Here is a 17,582-nt window from a genome sequence, read left to right as displayed (position 1 = left end):
ATTTTAGGTTGTTAGTTGTAATATGTCGGTGAAAACAAGCGGTTCAATAGATAGTGCACAAGCTGATATCAATGCCAATGCGTACGATGCAGACTGCTTTATTGAGTTTAATGATGATATCAGTCAAATCGCTTTGCCTGAGAAATTTACATTTCCCTTCTATTATCAGCCGCATGCGCTGTCTGAGCTAGCGGCGAAACAACTGCAACAAGATTATCTTGAGCCTAACCCTTGGCAGCATAACTTTGGTTTAAATGACAGTGATGAACAACAATCTGCTGTCGGTAAGATGTTTGGTGTATTAGTGGTTAAAAACCAGCAGGGCAAGCTGGGTTTTATTGCGGCATTTTCAGGCAAGCTTGCCGATCAAAATCTACTGTCTCCGTTTGTACCACCTGTATTCGACATGCTGACGCAAGACAGTTTTTTCGCCAAGCAGAGCCAAGAAATAAACCAAATCAATGCGCAAATTGAGTCGCTGAGTCAAAGTGAGCAACTCGCGCAATTCCAAGTTAACAAGCAATCGCTAACCGAGCAGCGTGACCAAGCGATTCAAGCCCAACAACAGTTAATGGTAACTGGGCGCAAACAACGAAAAGCCCAGCGAAAACAGGCTCAGGCGCAGCTAGAGCAGCTAGTCATTACCGAGCAAGTATTCAATAACTTATCGATAGAACTTAGTCGCCAAAGCGTGACACAAAAAAACCAGCTGGCTGAGATAAAAGCACATTGGCTTGAGCGAATCACTGAAGTTGAGCGCGCGTTAGATAAATTAACTGACGAATTACAAGGCTTAAAGGCGGCTCGCAAACAGCAATCAAACCAATTGCAGCAGCAACTATTTGCCGAGTACCAATTCAACAATGGCCTGGGTGAGATTAAAGATCTCAATGCGATTTTTGCTGATACCCCAAATCACTTGCCACCAGCGGCGGCAGGAGAGTGCGCGGCACCTAAGCTACTGCAGTACGCCTTTACCCATAAGTTTGAGCCCATCGCAATGGCGGAGTTCTGGTGGGGTAAAGCGCCTAAGTCTGAAGTAAAGCAGCATAAAAACTACTATCCAGCCTGTCACAGCAAATGTCGCCCTATACTTGGCCACATGCTACAAGGGCTAAATGTCGAGCCAGACCCGCTACTGATCAATACCGCTGCGGATAAACAAATCGAAATTATTTATGAAGACGCGCACATCGTAGTCATTAACAAGCCTGCTGAAATGCTATCAGTTGCGGGTAAACATATTAGCGATTCGGTGCAAACACGAATGAAGCAGCGCTATCCGAAAGCTAGCGGGCCGCTAATTGTTCACCGTCTTGATATGTCTACTTCAGGCTTGATGGTTATCGCCCTTTCTAGCGAAGCCAACAAAGCGTTAGTGCAGCAGTTTATTGAACGCACTGTATGTAAACGTTATGTGGCATTAATTGACGATGTGCCAGCGCAGCAAAGCGGGGATATCAGCTTACCACTGCGAGTCGATCTCGATGATAGACCTAAGCAGCTGGTGTGTTATGAACACGGCAAGCATGCCGAAACACACTGGCAGCTTGAGCGCGTGATTGATGGTAAAGCCTTATTAGCCTTGTATCCAAAAACAGGACGTACTCATCAACTAAGAATGCACTGCGCCCACCACCTTGGATTAGGCATGGCGATCGTTGGTGATGACTTATATGGCAAGCACGATAAGCGATTACACCTCCATGCCCAGCAATTGAGCTTTAATCACCCGGATACGGGCGCACTGATGCAATTCGAAGTGAAAGCCGAGTTTGAATAATCTCGTCTATCGGACGGGTAAGATTAGGAAAGCTTAGCTTTAAGCGCCTTTACCTCATCATACTCATACGTGGTTATCTCGAACGGATTAGCAAATGGGTCGCTAAAGTAAATCGACCAGCTTAAATCATGATCGTACTCTTTAAAGACCACATTGTGTTGATTTAGTTGCGTTTGCCAAGCTAAAAAGTCTTCAGCGCTTACCCCAAATGCCACTGTAGTGCGCTTGTTGGCCTCAGACTCAAACAAGGCAAGGTGAATATCATCATGTTTAATGGTTAGCGGGCCGCCATCTTTACTCCAAAAACGAAGCGCTTCAATCACATGAAAATCTAACACCTGTTGATACCAATCAACAGCCTGCTCGCGGTTGGACACATAGATATGAATATGATCAATCCTTTGTAAACTAGCCATAGCATGCTCCTACTGCAACAAACGGGGTAACACTCGGTAGAACTCTAAGTCTGAATAGTGTTAATTCAAATTTATTAAAAACAACACTTTACACCAGTTAGTGGCTAGTTAGTATAGCGGTATTAATTTTGACTAGGATGGATTATGTCAACGCCCAGCCAGCCTCAAAGGATGGATAAACCCTACAACAATAAACAGCTCAGCCTATTTTTAGCCAAGCTTAAACGCCAGGCTACGGGCTCACCCTCGATTGATACCATTAAAGACTGCCTTGATCAGGCTATTGCCCTGCCCTATGCCACCAAGTATCGCAATCAGTACCATTATATTTCGCTGCTACTTGGCACCATCGCCAGTATCGGACTATGGCTGTATCTCGACCGTCTGGGCTATAGCTTTTCATACTATCAACAGACTCATTGGCTGGCGTTTGCGCTGCTATTTAGCGTCATAATTGGCTGCGTTATCACCCTAACCATTCGCCATAAGCGTATTAAAAGCACTTCCAAGCTGCTGCGCGATGAAACCATTAAGCATCTCTATAATATGACTGAGTGTGATGGTATATTTTTGGCGCAAGCCCAAAGCAAGTTTGTTGATTTTCAGCGTGGTAATCACAGCCGCAATGTTGAGTGGGGCAAGGAAATTGACTTTCATACCCAAGCCGGAGTTATCCGCGCTAGCGTAATTCATCATCACTATGTTGACCAGCGCCAGGAAACCTATACTGAGACCGATAGCAAGGGGAATACTCAAACCCGTACTCGCACCGTTTACGACCATTATCATCGCGAAGGGGTGATTTTCCCACCAATTAATAAGTGTCATAGTCTGGTCATGAGCGAGCTTAGAGCGCAAAAACATTGGCCAGAGAAGTTTATGCCTGCATCGCGCGAGTTTGAAAAACGTTTTAATGTGCAAACCGCTAGCGAGTTTGAAGCCGCCAAGTTCCTTGAACCCGTTGTGGTTATCGCCTGTGAAGAGCTTGGCAAACAATTACCGCAACTCACCATCGAGTTTGCAGCAGATGGCAGCTTACTCATCAACCAAAATGAAGCCAACCTACTTAACCCCAAAATGGATCACGATATAACGACTCCACGCGCGTTTAAAAACGAGCTGTTAACTGACACCTCGCTTGATACAGTTAATCGCATATTTGGCTTCGTAAATAAGATTATTCACCACAGTGTCGGCCCTACTCGATAAGGATTAAAAATGGACGTTTCTATGATTTTGCTAATAATTGCTGGCGTAGTGTTACTCGGTATTTGGATTATTTATAACCGCATCGTTAAAGAGCATAACTCGGTGCAACGAGGTTGGGCTGACGTGCTTACCCAAGAGCGCCAACGTGGTCGTATCATTCCCGAGTTAGACCGCGTTTTGCAGCGGCATCAAGATTATGAAAAGCAAATCTTGCCGCAGATCACTGCGCTGCGCCAAGGCATTAACGCCCTAAAAGATGGTGAGATTGATACTAAGCTGCAAAACCAAATTGACCAACAATCACAAGAGCTAATTAAAGGCATCAATGTGGCGGTAGAAGCCTACCCAGAACTACGTGCGTCTGAGTCGTTCTCGAAGTTTATGTATGAAATTACCGAACAAGAAGAAAACGTTGGTGCAGCGGTGCGTATTTTCAACCAAAATGTTGCCAGCTTTAACTCATGTATTCAGGTATTTCCTAACAACCTGGTTAACGGCATGTTCAATAAAAAGCAGGTAATTGAAGTGTTTAGCGACTCAACAGCGTCGGAGTCGTTTGAATACAAGCCTAAGTTTTAGGGCTTATCAATAAGACTAAACGTTGTCGCCCAGCCAGTTGAAGTCGATACTGGCGGGCAATTAATTTTAACCGTTTTGGAGAGTCAGAGACGTTACAGCTTAAAAAGCACTATTCCACCAAAGCACCACATTTATGACACTTATCTTGTGGCCAACGTAACGAGAAAATACTCAAACCCCAAAATACTTGTCTCGCTCCGCATCGGTTGCAACCTAAGCTAAATGCGTACACAAAAGTAAAGATGCCCCAGCACATTCCAAGCCAGTAAGTCCAATTTGATATGTGGTAAAAATTAGTTTCATCAAACAGGGTTGGTGTAGCTTTATGAATGACAGTAATGGCTAGCTGGACAGATAAAATCACAATCAGTCTTAGTTTATATTTATTCACATATCACCAGTAGAAACCAACTAACCACCGAATCGATGAAAGGCATTGATTAAAATCCTGCTGCCTAACTTAAATCGCTGGCACTTTAAACTCAGTGCCGTCGATATCTAAAATCACATCGCGCGGACGAATTTCAATGATGGTCATCTTACCGCCAATTTTGTCACCTTGTTGCAGCTCAGCGCCATCGACATTTAACCAACGCTGCGCTGGCTCTGATGAATAGACATGGGCGACAATATTAAACTCAGGCACTTGCAATTGTACGCTAGCTGGTAAGTCACCATAGCTAGGAAGTACCTTGTCTTGGGTTTTAGGGATAGGATCAAGCTGCTCAGCAGTTACCGACTGATTTGCAGATTGCTCATACTCAACTTCTTTTAAGGCAGCCTCAAAAGCGAGCATCAAGTTATTGCGCTCAGCCTGCTCAACTTTAGTTTGTTCAAAGTTGACCGATTTAGCCGCACTATCCACTTCATATTGCAGCTTGGCTAACTCTTTGCGTCCACGTTCATTCGGATTAGCGCCGAGAATAATCGGCTCTTGCTCATTAACACCCGTATTTGCTGCCAAGTCAGGCATTTGTGATGCTTGGTTAGCTGCACCAGTTGACACCAAGCCATTCTCAACATCGTACTGATAACTTAAGGCCTCAAGCTGCGCCAAGGTAATGCCAGAGTAGGTGGGCTCTAATGGCTGAGATTGCGCTATAGATTGAGCATTTTGGTTAGCTGATGCATAAGTTGCAGCCACATTTTGACCAACTCCCGAAGGCTGAATGCTTGAAGCAGACGGTTCTAAAGTTTGCTGATAACTAGGTTGGTTAACTTGCCCCTGCACAGGTCGAGTATTACTGATTGCTGTAGTCGAATAATGCTTAGCCACAGGCAAAGCCACTTTCCCAGCCAAGCGCACGTTAGCGCTAGATTCAGCCTGGCTACCGTTTGATTTGATATTATCAGGCAGCGGCGACTGTTTACTTGCCGCCATTTGCTCAACATTCTCTGCAGTACTTGTCTGGTTAGCTTGACTGCCATTAGTCTGAGTTTCTACAGTTTTAGGGCTAAGTAACCAAGTATGGCTTGCCCAGGCTAGCGCGCCGCCTAAACTCACTGTAACAACTAAACCTAGCACTTGCTTAACCGCTAATGGCAACTGCGCCTTTGGCTTTGCAGTTACAGGCGCGGGCTGGGTTACCATATCAATTGGCGATTGCTGCTGTTGGTTTTGTTGCTGCTTTTGCTTCGACACAGCGTCCAATAAAATCGACATTAGCTCAGCTCCTGCCCGCTCGCGTTATTCACTATAGATTTTGACTGATTGCGTGAAAGGTTAAATGAAGCTTGGCTTGATGTACGAGACAGTTTTGGCCCGTGCTGGCTTAGCAACAAGTGTATTTTCACCAGTGTTTGACTACCCGCAATACCGTCCGCTTTTAAGCCATTACGACGCTGAAACTCCATCACATGTTGCGATAGTTGCTGATCAAAATTACTTAATAAGCGAGACGGCCGCTGCTGAATACTGGCTAGACTATTTTCAAGCCACTGAGCGTGCGAAAGGCTTGCGGTTGGGCCAATTTCGCGCGGAGTGTTATCTGCACCCGCCCAAAGGATCTCAAAGGTGCCAGCGAAATGACGTTCGAACCAGGCTTTATCTACCCAAAACTGTTGCTCAGATAGTTGCAGTAAAATCTGCTCACCTTGACGCTCAACCACGACACCATAAAAGTTATCGCCAGCATTGTTATAAAGGTACACAACCGCTGGGTAATTAAGCTGAGCAACACTGTTCCAGTTGCCTTGCTGTTGGTAACAAGCTAACCCTTGCTCAGTTGCGGCCTGACAAAAAGTCAGCCCAATAATCGGTTGCTTTTGCCATAAACCAAACAGCGCCGCGTAAGCGTGGTCGATTTGCTTAGCACTGCTCATTGCCGTGCGTAATATCGATTGCTCAATTCCCTTTGGTGCTTGTGGCTTAACAGAAGTCTGCTTAGAAGATGCTTGTGTATTGACAGTTTGCGCACTATCGGTTTGCTCAACTTTGGCAGCAACCTGCTGATTTGAAGAGTTACCATCCAGCTGCTGCAGCACAAGCAGCACACCAACGAAAGCAACCACCAATGAACCGGCTAACACCCAAGGCCAACGCTTGCTTTCAATCACTTCATCAGCACCTAACACTTCTTTGGCAGCCTGATTCACCATTTTATGATCAACCGGCACTTTTGATTGCCCGTAGCCTGCCATTAGCGCACGCTCACATAATAGGTTGGTCAATCTTGGAATACCGCCACTGTACTTATGTAGCACCTTAATGGCTTTGTTGGTAAACAGTGGTTCATGGCGACCAGCCACTTGCAAACGGTGACGTACATAAAAGCCTAACTCTTCAACTGAAAGCGGCAATAAGTGGTATCTGGCGGTAATTCGCTGCGCAAGCTGACGCAGATCCTGGCGCTTCAATAATTGTTGCAGTTCAGGCTGACCAATAAGGATAACTTGCAACAGCTTTTTGGTGTCGGTTTCAAGATTTGTCAGTAAGCGCAGTTGCTCGAGCACTTCAGAGCGAAGATGCTGCGCTTCATCGATAATTAATACGGTATTGCGCTTTTTCTCATGATTTGCGAGCAAGAACTGACTGATCAAATCGGTAAGCTGTTTAAGGCTTGGGTTTTCACCATATTTAATCCCCAGCTCATCACACAAGGTTGCGAGCAATTCAAGCTCAGTCAGTGACGGATTGAGAATAAATGCAGTGTCGGTATTTTCTGGAAGCTGCTGTAATAGACAACGAGACACTGTGGTTTTACCCGTGCCGACTTCACCAGTTAACAACACAAAGCCACCCGTTTCCCCAAGGCCATAGGTTAAATGGGCCAGTGCTTCTTTATGGCGATCACTTAAAAATAAATAGTGAGGATTTGGGGCAATAGAGAATGGATTGTCAGTTAATCCATAAAAGGCTTTATACATCCGACTTGAGTCCTAATTTGACAGTACCGCGTCAAGTTAATACCTGCGCAAGGTGATGTCAAAAGTTAGCCGCGAAAATCTATCTCTGGTAAGCTGTTTGCCAGTATTCTTTATCAAAAATCAGCACTAGCACACATGCAAGTATTTCTCGTCGGCGGCGCAGTTCGCGATAAATTATTAAACCTTCCAGTGAAAGACAAAGACTATATGGTGGTCGGCAGCACGGTCGAAGCCATGTTAGATAAAGGCTTTCAACAGGTTGGTAAAGACTTCCCGGTTTTTTTACACCCGAAAACCCAGCAAGAGTATGCGCTCGCGCGTACTGAGCGCAAAAGTGGCCGTGGTTACGAAGGCTTTGTTTGCCACGCTGATGAAAGTGTCACCCTTGAACAAGACTTACTGCGCCGCGATTTAACGATTAATGCCATTGCTGAAGATGAATCAGGCAAGCTACACGACCCGTATAACGGCATTAAAGATCTTGAAAGCCGCATTCTGCGTCATGTATCCGCCGCCTTTAGTGAAGACCCTCTTAGGGTACTGAGAGTCGCGCGTTTTGCCGCGAGATTTGCTCCGCAAGGATTTACCGTTGCCAGTGAGACCGTGGCATTAATGCAGCAAATGGCGGACTCAGGCGAGTTAAAAGCGCTAACTGCAGAGCGAGTTTGGCAAGAGATCGACAAGGTACTCGATTGCGCCCAGCCGCAGGTGTTTTTTGAGGTACTCAGGCAATGCGGCGCACTTAAAGAGATATTGCCAGAGATAGATGCATTATTTGGTGTGCCGCAACCAGAAAAGTGGCACCCTGAAATAGACAGCGGCATCCACACCATGATGGTGCTAGAGCAAGCCGCCAAATTAACCACAGATAAAGCAGTGCGTTTTGCCGCACTTACCCATGACTTAGGCAAAGCATTAACCCCAAAAGATCAATGGCCAAAGCACCATGGTCACGGCCAAAAAGGTTTAGCACCAATTAAGCAACTCTGCAGTCGTATTCGCGTACCGAATGAGCTACGTGATTTAGCCTTGCTGATGAGCGATCAGCACCAGAACATCCATAATGCGTTTGAGCTACGAGCTGAAACCTTACTCAAAATATTCGACAAAGCCGACTTTTGGCGTAAACCACAAAGACTCAGTCAATTGCTAGTATGCTGCCACAGTGATATTCGAGGCCGCACTGGATTTGAAGATAAGGACTACCCGCAAGCTGAGTATGTCACTCAATGTTTTAATTTGGCGTCAGAGATTGCGGTCAAACCTATTGTTGAAGCAGGGTATAAAGGGGCTGATATCAAGCAGCAGCTGAGCAAACAACGTATTGAGGTGATTGCTGAGTATAAAGCCGCTCAGTCAAAAGCGCGATTTTAACTCAAACTTCATATTCACCATTTATACTAAATGTTTACAGATGGATGACACTGGCACATCTAACAAAGGTGCAGCTAGGTAAAACAAGGATTTACCTATATTCAGTGGATTCTGCGTAAATTTGTGCAAAAACCCAACCAAGGCCATGTTTTTTGGTGGTGTAGCCCACATTTTTGCTTGAATTCATTAATTTAAAGCAATATCTTATATCTACCCATGGTATTTGAAATATTGTGTGTCGTTTAGACGTTACTGTCGTAAAGACAATGGTGCAGAAATATGTTCTGCATTATCTACAACCTATTTGATTAAGGGATTTACCCATGAAAAAAACTATGATGATTGCTGGTGTTGCTTTAACTGCTCTTTTAGGTGGCTGTGCTAACACTACTGCTCTAGAAGAAAGCGTCGCAAACCTAGGTAACAAAGTAGACCAACTATCTGCTGAAGTGGGTGCACTAAAATCTGAGCAAAGCAAACTTTCTGCTGACGTTAAAGGCGCTAAAGCAGCTGCAATGGACGCTCAAGCTGAAGCTAAACGTGCTAACGACCGTTTAGACAACATGGCTTCTTCTTACAAGAAGTAATCGCCATTTAAATTAGCTTATTTTATAGGTTGATTATTAAGGCTTGATACTAAAGTCACTCACAAGTGGTTTTAGTATCAAGCCTTAATTTTTGTGCGAGTATAAAATTAGTGAGATTATCTAAATTACAGAGCTTATCTAAACTCGCATACAATCAAGGCACTCTCCCCAACAACTTTCACTACTATCTAAAATCGCTAAACCCAGTTACCAACCATTCTGCTCACCAGCCGATTCCCCTCGCCAACCAGGTCTAGTTAACTTATCCGGTTGGTTTCATTCAGCACTCCTGATACTACAAAAAGTCTATTGTGCTTTTGCAAGCTCCAATATTTGCCAGGCAAAAGTTAACTTCATTGGTGAGAACTGAGTGACTTTTTGTGCTTGTTTGCTGGCGCGCCAACCAAAACTTGTTTGCTCATATAAGCTTTGAGCTTGCTCAGCGCTAACGTCTTGCACAAGTTGAACACTGTGATCAACAACTAGCTCTAATCCGCTGGGTAAATTTAACTGCGTAGGTTTTAGTTCAACATCACCTTGCTGCAACTGCCTAAGCTCAAGTAAATGTTCTGGTGTTGGCACAACAAGTAACATACGACCATCGGCTTTAAGCACGCGCTGACACTCTTTACCTTTAAGCTGACTATCCAGCACTGTGATGAGATCAAAGCTTTCATCATTAAACGGTAAGCCCTTAGCTGAGCCATTGAACAATTGCGCAGGTGTTTGCTGCTTACTGGCAGCAAATAGCGCGTTTTCAGCATCTGAAAAACCATAGCAATTAACAGCGCCAATCTGACTTTCATCACCACTGTTGAAGCCTATAACCTTGCTAAGCTCACGAAGATAAAAACCTTCACCACACTGATAGTCCAGCCAGTTTAGTGGCTGTTTTTCATCTGCAGCGTGCTTGTGCATCGGGCGAATTACATCTGCGAGCTTATCCACTAAGCCTTGATACAAGCCCGATGCTAACAAAAACTGCTTTGCACGCATTTGCGCGCGAGTCATGGGTTTCGGCTTGTTTTTATTGTTAATAAAGCACGGGTAAAAGCCTTGCTCAGTCTTATCTAGGCGGTGCTTGTTATCACAATAATAGCCGTTTGAGGCTTGATGAAGTTGCATCGGTGACTGGCAAATTGGACAGCGAACTGGCGTGGTGGTCATATCAATCTCGGCTATAACGAGTCACTGTTGAGAATAAGTGACGACTAAACAAAAGAGTCGGGGTAAACCCGACTCTTAACAATATTTGTGATTAATTCTAGCGGCAACGGCAGTTAATCGCAGCCTTTAACTAAGGCATCAATAAGGGACAACATACTAGGCAATTATCACAGACACTTATCACTATCAGCGTAAGTCTCTGCTACATAAACACAAAACCGCACAATACTATGCCTAAGGCCAGACGATAGATGACAAACGGCGTCATGCCCATTTTACTGATGATTTTCAAAAAGAAGAAAATACAGGCATAAGCCGCGATAAACGACATCACGATGCCTAAGCCCATTGCTTGATAGTCAATCACTGCATCCGTATTCATGGCATCTTTACTCATTAGAATCGCAGCGCCAAGAATCACGGGAATTGACATTAAGAATGAGAAACGAGCAGCTGCTTCGCGCTTGAGCCCTAACAATAATGCTGCAGTAATAGTAATGCCACTACGTGATGTACCTGGGATAATCGCAATAGCTTGAGCAAAACCAATCAGCAAGGCTTTACGCCAACCTGTTTGATACTCGGTTAGCTCATCGCGCGATAGCTTGTCGCCCACCCATAGCAGCAAACCAAATACGATAGTGGTAATTGCAATGACGCCGGGGCCGCGAAGGTGCTCTTGAATAAAGTCTTTTGCAACAAAGCCAAAGGCTACAGCTGGCAAGGTGGCCAAAATAATCCACCAAGCGAGCTTACTGTCTTCAGTATGCAGCCCTTTAAAAATACTAGCTAGCCAAGCTTTAAGCATGGTCCAGACTTCAACGCGGAAATAGATAATCACAGCTAGCAGCGAGCCAATATGCACTGCGACATCAAATGATAAGCCTTGATCTTCCCAACCGAGTAGCTGCGCGGGCAAGATGAGGTGCGCCGAGCTAGAAATTGGCAAAAACTCAGTTAAACCCTGAATTAATGCCAGTAAGATAACCTGCAAAGTGTCCATAATACTCCTTGTTATTATCTTTAAAGCTTCTAACTAGCATTGGCTGAAACTACTTCCTGATTAGTAAAAACTACGCAGTGTCCACCAATGCTAACTCTATCTCCGCTTAGGTCTTATTGTGCAGTTTAAACCTAAGCAAGAGAAATTAAGTCGATGATTAAGCCTGATTTTCTACCATGAATAAAGTGAAACTTAGTTTACGAGCTCGTTTAATACGTTATAGGGTTAATTGCTCGGGAAATGTAAATTCTACTGGCCATAATTGTTGCGACGGTTTGTCGTACTCGTGCCATAGCTGAGCATAAGTTTTACCAGCAATAGGGTGTGTTAATCCCGGCGCGACTTCCGCCATCGGCCACAGAACAAAAGCATTATAGAGGATTTCACCGCGAGGCAAACTTACCGGCAGCTCACATATCACATCGTCATAAAGCAATAGGTCGATATCTAGACTACGTGGGCTAAACTTTTTCTCGCCTCGAATACGGCCGTTGTCTTGCTCAATTTGCTTAAAAATAGCCACCACTTCGGCAATAGGCAGCTCAGTTTGTGCAGCTGCCACCATATTTAGAAAGTTAGTGCCGTTAAAGCCAACGGGTTCACTTTCAAACACGCGCGATAGTGCAAGCTTGCCAAAATATTGCTGTAGCTCTACAAGCCCTGCACCAAGGTGCTTATGGGGCTCAATGTTAGTGCCTAAACTAATATAAATAGTTGCCATCTGCTTAGCTCGCTTGTGACGCTGATTGGCTGCGCTCAATTTCAACTGCAACTGATTGCGCCTGCTTAACTGCACCAGGTTTCTTCACTACCACCTTTACCCAGCTCACATTAAACTCTTCAAGCAAAATCGTGGCGATCATTTCTGCTACCGTTTCAATTAACTCAATAGGCTTTTCGATGATTTTCTCAATCACGCGGTTAGATACAGTTTCATAACACAGCGCATATTGATAATCATCGGTCGCAGCCGCTTGGCGGTTATCCCAGGCCATGTCTAAGTCGACGAGTAAACGTTGCTCTATGGTTTTTTCCCAATCATAAACACCAATAACAGTGTTTATCTCTAAACCACGGATAAGCACTTTATCCATTACGACTCCTTGTTGCATTTGACCTTAAGCTTGCGACTAGGCGTAGCTCAAAACAATCATTACGCAGAATTATTTACGGTTAGCGGATAGGATATTGACAGATATTACGCAATAAGCCTTTTTCATTGCCTATTAAAGCAGTAGGATAACGGCATAAAAATTATCTGATAACGTCTCTTCCAGAATTTGCAGGCGCGATAATACCCTAACAAGCGTAAGGAAACCAAGTTGAACGACATTGCCATTACCCTTTTGATGATCACTGCTGCATATATTGCTGGCTCGATCTCAAGTGCGATATTGGTATGTAAGCTTCGTCGTTTGCCAGACCCACGCACCAACGGCTCAGGTAACCCAGGGGCAACCAATGTATTGCGTATTGGCGGCGCAAGCTCTGCGGCTATGGTGTTGTTCTTCGACATGCTTAAAGGCGCTGCGCCATCTTATATAGGCTATAAAATTGGTCTCGATGCGCCATCACTTGGCTTTATAGCCATTGCTGCCTGTCTTGGGCATATCTTCCCATTGTTTTTTGGTTTTAAAGGCGGCAAAGGTGTAGCAACGGCTTTTGGGGCGATGGCACCGATTGGCGGTGATTTAGCCATTACCTTGATGATAACCTGGGCTGTACTGGTATTTATTACTCGCTATTCATCCGTGGCGGCAATGGCAACCGCTGTGCTTGCGCCAGTATATACATGGTTTTTCGATGAACGCTTTGTGCTCCCTGCTGCCATGCTATCCACACTCATTCTTATTCGCCACAAAGATAATATTGAAAGGCTGCGCATAGGCGAAGAGTCTAAAGTATCGCGAAAAAAGAAAGCCTAGTGTCTTTGACACGCTAATGCTTCGAGACGTTTAGTCTTTTGACACGCTGAGCAGCATTCAAAAATAATTAACAAAAAGCCCGCTTAGATTAAGCGGGCTTTCATTTTCTCAATAAACTAACACTTACTCAGGTATTTGAGTATCAAAAACGGTTACACAGGCGGTAAGCTATCTAATGGCCAGCGTGGTTGCCCTTTAACTGCTAAGTCTTCAGTTTGCTCCGCTTTTAAACGTTGCAAACCTGCATAGGCAATCATCGCGCCATTATCTGTGCAAAACTCACCGCGTGGATAAAACACTTTACCACCGATGTTGCTCATCATCTCAGCCAAAGATTCACGCAAGCGAGTATTGGCACTTACGCCACCAGCAATGACTAAGCGTTTATAACCTGTTTGCTTTAATGCACGTTTACATTTAATCGCCAAAGTATCAACCACAGCCTCTTCAAAAGCGCGAGCAATATTAGCGCGAGTTTGTTCATCATCAGGCTCTGCATTAATGGTATTAGCTGTGAAGGTCTTTAGACCTGAAAAGCTAAAGTCAAGCCCTGGTCTATCAGTCATTGGTCTTGGGAATTTATAGCAGTTAGGCTCACCTTGAGCAGCCAACTTGGCAAGACGAGGGCCGCCCGGATAATCAAGGCCCATTAATTTAGCGGTTTTATCAAACGCTTCACCGGCTGCATCATCAACGGACTCGCCAAGTACTTCATATTGACCAATACCTTTTACATCTACCAGCATGGTGTGACCGCCAGATACAAGAAGCGCAATAAATGGAAACTCAGGCGCGTCGTCTTCTAGCATAGGAGCAAGTAAATGACCTTCCATATGATGCACGCCAACCGCAGGCTTGCCCCAAGAATATGCTAGTGAGCGACCAACACAGGCACCAACTAATAGTGCACCGATTAAACCTGGTCCCTTGGTGTAAGCGACACCATCAATGTCATCGAGCGTTGAATTAGCATCTTTCAGCGCCTGTTTAATTAACGGCACAATTTTACGAACATGATCGCGCGAGGCCAGCTCTGGCACTACTCCGCCGTAGTCTGCATGCAATTTAACCTGGCTATATAACATGTGTGACAGCAAACCTTGTTCGTCATCATAAACGGCGATACCGGTCTCATCACAAGAGGTTTCAATTCCTATTACTCGCATAGTTCTATCTTGTTCGCTCAATCAGCTTAGGGAATGGGCGCTAATTCTACCTAGATAGATAAGATTGCGCCAGTTGTGTGCCATAGCCCAACTCGACGACAATGCGCCGCGTTAAAGAAGACCAACCTGATATCAGCTAGCTGAATGTCACTGACTCGTAACTTATATACGTTAAGATGCTAGGATTATTGGCCTAATATCAACAAGCTAGCGCCCAGATATCTTCGAAATACATTCAGGGGTTTACAAGTCGTATTTAGTCGGTGTAAAATTCCGCACCATTTTAATTAGCCTTTGGCCTATTTGGGTGCCGATTTTTCGGGATTTAACGGGTCAACACAACTACACCTAAGGGGTGATGGCGTATGCCAATTATTAAAGTACGTGAAAACGAACCATTCGACGTAGCTCTACGTCGTTTCAAGCGCTCTTGTGAAAAAGCAGGTATCCTAGCAGACGTGCGTGCTCGTGAATTCTACGAGAAGCCAACTACTGCACGTAAGCGCGCTAAAGCTGCTGCAGTTAAACGTCTTGCGAAGAAGCTTTCTCGCGAAAACGCACGTCGCGTACGTTTATACTAATATCTCATTATGAGCCTAGTAGACCAGCTTAAAGACCAAATGAAAGTTGCTATGCGCGCCAAAGAGAAGGTGCGCTTAGGAACAATTCGTATGGCACTTGCCGCCATCAAACAAGTTGAAGTGGACACACGCGAAGCTTTAACTGATGAACAAGCGATAGCTGTTTTAACCAAAATGGTAAAGCAACGCCGCGATTCTATTGCTCAATATGAAGCAGCCAATCGTCCGGAGTTAGCTGAAGCTGAAGCGCTGGAAGTTCAAGTCATTGAAACCTTCTTGCCAAAACCACTAACTGAAGAAGAAGTTGCAGCATTAATTGACGCAACTATTGAACAAGTTGGTGCGGCGTCCATGGCGGATATGGGTAAAGTAATGGGAGCATTAAAACCAAAAGTTCAAGGACGTGCAGACATGGGAGCCATTAGCTCTCTTATCCGTGCCAAATTAAACTAGTAGGTTTTTAATGTTGAATAAGCCGTGCACCTGCACGGCTTGTTTGTTTTAATCAGTTGATAAACGTAAAGTCTCAATTGATAAAGGTAAAAAGTCGAGTAACTAGCAATTCATGGCGATCCCTCGTGATTTTATCAATGAGCTTATTGCTCGCACAGACATAGTCGATCTCATTGATCGCAAAGTTCCGTTGAAAAAAGCCGGTAAAAATCACACGGCTTGTTGTCCTTTTCATAGTGAAAAATCACCTTCGTTTACCGTCAGCCGCGACAAACAGTTTTATCATTGCTTTGGCTGTGGTGCACACGGCAATGCGATTGATTTTGTCATGGAATATGATCGCTTAGAATTCGTTGATGCCATTGAAGAGTTAGCCGGCCAACTTGGACTTGAAGTACCAAGAGAGAAAGGCACTGGCAAACGCGTTGACCATGGTTTAAGCCGCGATTTATATGAGTTGATGGATGAAGCAAACCACTACTTCCAAACCCAGCTGCGTCAACACAGCGACAAACAAAAAGTTGTCGACTACCTCGCCTTTCGTGACTTAAGTGACGAAGTGGTTGAAAAATTCGGGATTGGTTTTGCACCCGATGGCTGGGACGGACTATTAAGCCGTTACCGTCAAAATCAAGATGCGCAAGACAAGTTACTAACCGCGGGAATGCTAATTGCCAACGATAATGGCAAACGTTACGACAGGTTCCGCGACAGACTCATGTTTCCAATTCGCGACCGCCGCGGTCGTGTGGTTGGCTTTGGTGGCCGAGTATTAGGAGACGGTACTCCTAAATACTTGAATTCACCAGAAACGCCCATATTTCATAAGGGTAATGAACTTTATGGATTATACGAGCTAAAACAGCAGCATCGTGACCCTCAACATGTACTCATTGTTGAAGGTTATATGGACGTTGTCGCACTAGCTCAGTTTGGCGTTGACTACGCTGTGGCATCTTTGGGAACCTCCACCACAGCAGAACAATTTCAACTTTTGGTTCGCAGTGCTAAAGAAGTCGTATGCTGCTACGACGGTGATAACGCCGGTCGTGAAGCTGCATGGCGAGCACTAGAAACCGCATTACCTTTGCTCAAACCTGGTGACACTGTGAAGTTTATGTTTTTACCGCAAGGTGAAGACCCAGACACTATGGTAAGGCAAATCGGTAAACAAGCCTTTGAGCAGTTAATTGAACAAGCAATGGGGCTTCCTGAGTTCCTGTTTGACACACTAACTCGCACTCATGGCACCGATAAGGGTGCATTGGCAAAACAAGCTATTGCTCTTATCCAAAAGATTCAGGACTCCGTTCTACAAAACTTGTTGCTCGAAAACCTCGCGCACAAACTTGGTATGAACAGTGCTGATGACTTAAAAAAGAAACTAGGCTTTGTTGAACAAAAAGCCAAACCGCTAAATGCCAAGGGCTTACAAGGTAGAGGAACGCCATTAAGGCTCGCGATTGCCTTACTCGTACAGGCCCCACAATTGGGCTATGGCTTACCTAAGCAACCAGCATTAAGCAAAATACAGCTCACAGGCATAGACTTATTCAATAGCCTGTTGGATATAACTCGCGACAAACAGTTGAACAGCGCACAACTACTTGAACTATATAGAGAGCATCAACAACATTCGATGCTGATCAAATTGGCCCAATGGGACCATCAAGTGGCGGATGAAAACCAGGAATCCGAGTTTAAACAATCCTTATTATGGCTGAGTGATAAATACATCGAGCAGCGATATCAAGAGCTTAGCCTTAAACAACCATTGTCGAAAGAAGAGAAAGTACAACTACTTAAACTGATCACGATAATGAAAGGCAAAAACAAATAAAGCAGATTTTTCTGCGCTAGAACAAAGTCTCGGACTAGCTTACAAGCTAACGCGAGGCTATAATGTTCGATTCGCATAAATCTTAACCCAGTTAAGATGCGGTCGATTTTCAGTTACCAAAACTTGGATGATA

Annotated in this window: 17 protein-coding genes; 9 read left to right on the top strand and 8 right to left on the bottom strand. The window is 44.7% G+C overall.

Going from position 1 to position 17,582, the window contains the following annotated elements; translation table 11 throughout:
• Positions 1-22: 22 nt before the first annotated feature.
• On the top strand, positions 23-1,783 hold the full coding sequence (locus G3R49_RS04975) for an RluA family pseudouridine synthase (RefSeq protein ID WP_167868820.1): 1,761 nt from the start codon (positions 23-25) through the stop codon (positions 1,781-1,783).
• A gap of 23 nt (positions 1,784-1,806) precedes the next feature.
• Here the strand turns inward: G3R49_RS04975 and G3R49_RS04970 are convergent, their stop codons facing one another.
• Positions 1,807-2,199 carry a VOC family protein gene (locus G3R49_RS04970; protein WP_167868819.1) on the bottom strand — a complete coding sequence of 131 codons (393 nt, stop codon included), beginning with the start codon at positions 2,197-2,199 and terminating at the stop codon, positions 1,807-1,809.
• Positions 2,200-2,343: 144 nt separating this feature from the next.
• Here G3R49_RS04970 and G3R49_RS04965 point away from each other — a divergent pair, with 144 nt between their 5' ends.
• Positions 2,344-3,408 carry a hypothetical protein gene (locus tag G3R49_RS04965; protein WP_167868818.1) on the top strand — a complete coding sequence of 355 codons (1,065 nt, stop codon included), beginning with the start codon at positions 2,344-2,346 and terminating at the stop codon, positions 3,406-3,408.
• Between the two features lie 9 nt (positions 3,409-3,417).
• Positions 3,418-3,987 carry a LemA family protein gene (locus tag G3R49_RS04960; RefSeq protein ID WP_167868817.1) on the top strand — a complete coding sequence of 190 codons (570 nt, stop codon included), beginning with the start codon at positions 3,418-3,420 and terminating at the stop codon, positions 3,985-3,987.
• 460 nt (positions 3,988-4,447) lie between these two features.
• Here G3R49_RS04960 and G3R49_RS04955 read toward each other — a convergent pair whose 3' ends face one another.
• Together G3R49_RS04955 and G3R49_RS04950 are read right to left on the bottom strand one after the other, a co-directional pair.
• Positions 4,448-5,650 (bottom strand): general secretion pathway protein GspB, encoded by a 1,203-nt coding sequence (locus G3R49_RS04955; RefSeq protein ID WP_245335236.1) that lies wholly within the window; start codon positions 5,648-5,650, stop codon positions 4,448-4,450.
• On the bottom strand, positions 5,650-7,353 hold the full coding sequence (locus G3R49_RS04950) for an ExeA family protein (protein WP_167868816.1): 1,704 nt from the start codon (positions 7,351-7,353) through the stop codon (positions 5,650-5,652). The genes G3R49_RS04955 and G3R49_RS04950 overlap by 1 nt, the downstream gene beginning before the upstream one ends.
• A 135-nt stretch (positions 7,354-7,488) precedes the next feature.
• Here G3R49_RS04950 and G3R49_RS04945 point away from each other — a divergent pair, with 135 nt between their 5' ends.
• Both G3R49_RS04945 and G3R49_RS04940 read left to right on the top strand, forming a co-directional pair.
• Positions 7,489-8,727 (top strand): multifunctional CCA addition/repair protein, encoded by a 1,239-nt coding sequence (locus G3R49_RS04945; RefSeq protein ID WP_167868815.1) that lies wholly within the window; start codon positions 7,489-7,491, stop codon positions 8,725-8,727.
• Between the two features lie 323 nt (positions 8,728-9,050).
• On the top strand, positions 9,051-9,314 hold the full coding sequence (locus G3R49_RS04940; RefSeq protein ID WP_130597999.1) for an Lpp/OprI family alanine-zipper lipoprotein: 264 nt from the start codon (positions 9,051-9,053) through the stop codon (positions 9,312-9,314).
• A gap of 306 nt (positions 9,315-9,620) precedes the next feature.
• On the opposite strand, the gene G3R49_RS04935 is transcribed toward G3R49_RS04940, so the two are convergent.
• The 4 genes from G3R49_RS04935 to folB all read right to left on the bottom strand — a co-directional run bounded on the left by G3R49_RS04935 (position 9,621) and on the right by folB (position 12,578).
• Positions 9,621-10,481, bottom strand: coding sequence for a methyltransferase domain-containing protein (locus G3R49_RS04935; RefSeq protein ID WP_167868814.1), 861 nt, complete (start codon positions 10,479-10,481; stop codon positions 9,621-9,623).
• Between the two features lie 202 nt (positions 10,482-10,683).
• A complete protein-coding gene (locus tag G3R49_RS04930) occupies positions 10,684-11,484 on the bottom strand; it encodes an undecaprenyl-diphosphate phosphatase (protein ID WP_167868813.1) in 801 nt (266 codons plus the stop codon).
• A 217-nt stretch (positions 11,485-11,701) separates the two neighbouring features.
• Complete coding sequence (folK, locus tag G3R49_RS04925; protein WP_167868812.1) at positions 11,702-12,205, bottom strand: 2-amino-4-hydroxy-6-hydroxymethyldihydropteridine diphosphokinase; 504 nt, start codon at positions 12,203-12,205, stop codon at positions 11,702-11,704.
• 4 nt (positions 12,206-12,209) lie between these two features.
• Entirely contained in the window at positions 12,210-12,578 is a 369-nt protein-coding gene (gene folB, locus G3R49_RS04920; protein ID WP_167868811.1) for a dihydroneopterin aldolase, read from the bottom strand.
• 228 nt (positions 12,579-12,806) lie between these two features.
• Between folB and plsY the strand changes: the two genes are divergently transcribed.
• Positions 12,807-13,409, top strand: coding sequence for a glycerol-3-phosphate 1-O-acyltransferase PlsY (gene plsY, locus G3R49_RS04915; RefSeq protein WP_130598004.1), 603 nt, complete (start codon positions 12,807-12,809; stop codon positions 13,407-13,409).
• 152 nt (positions 13,410-13,561) lie between these two features.
• Here the strand turns inward: plsY and tsaD are convergent, their stop codons facing one another.
• Entirely contained in the window at positions 13,562-14,575 is a 1,014-nt protein-coding gene (gene tsaD, locus G3R49_RS04910) for a tRNA (adenosine(37)-N6)-threonylcarbamoyltransferase complex transferase subunit TsaD (RefSeq protein ID WP_130598005.1), read from the bottom strand.
• A 365-nt stretch (positions 14,576-14,940) separates the two neighbouring features.
• Here tsaD and rpsU point away from each other — a divergent pair, with 365 nt between their 5' ends.
• The 3 genes from rpsU to dnaG all read left to right on the top strand — a co-directional run bounded on the left by rpsU (position 14,941) and on the right by dnaG (position 17,449).
• On the top strand, positions 14,941-15,156 hold the full coding sequence (rpsU, locus tag G3R49_RS04905; protein WP_006080725.1) for a 30S ribosomal protein S21: 216 nt from the start codon (positions 14,941-14,943) through the stop codon (positions 15,154-15,156).
• 9 nt (positions 15,157-15,165) lie between these two features.
• Positions 15,166-15,609 carry a GatB/YqeY domain-containing protein gene (locus G3R49_RS04900; RefSeq protein WP_130598006.1) on the top strand — a complete coding sequence of 148 codons (444 nt, stop codon included), beginning with the start codon at positions 15,166-15,168 and terminating at the stop codon, positions 15,607-15,609.
• Positions 15,610-15,721: 112 nt separating this feature from the next.
• Positions 15,722-17,449, top strand: coding sequence for a DNA primase (dnaG, locus tag G3R49_RS04895; RefSeq protein ID WP_167868810.1), 1,728 nt, complete (start codon positions 15,722-15,724; stop codon positions 17,447-17,449).
• Positions 17,450-17,582 lie beyond the last annotated feature (133 nt).

The organism is Shewanella sp. WXL01 (assembly GCF_012263345.1).
Taxonomy (GTDB): domain Bacteria; phylum Pseudomonadota; class Gammaproteobacteria; order Enterobacterales; family Shewanellaceae; genus Shewanella; species Shewanella maritima.
Note: the sequence above shows the minus strand (reverse complement) of the source record. Positions and strands in the feature narration are given on the sequence as shown.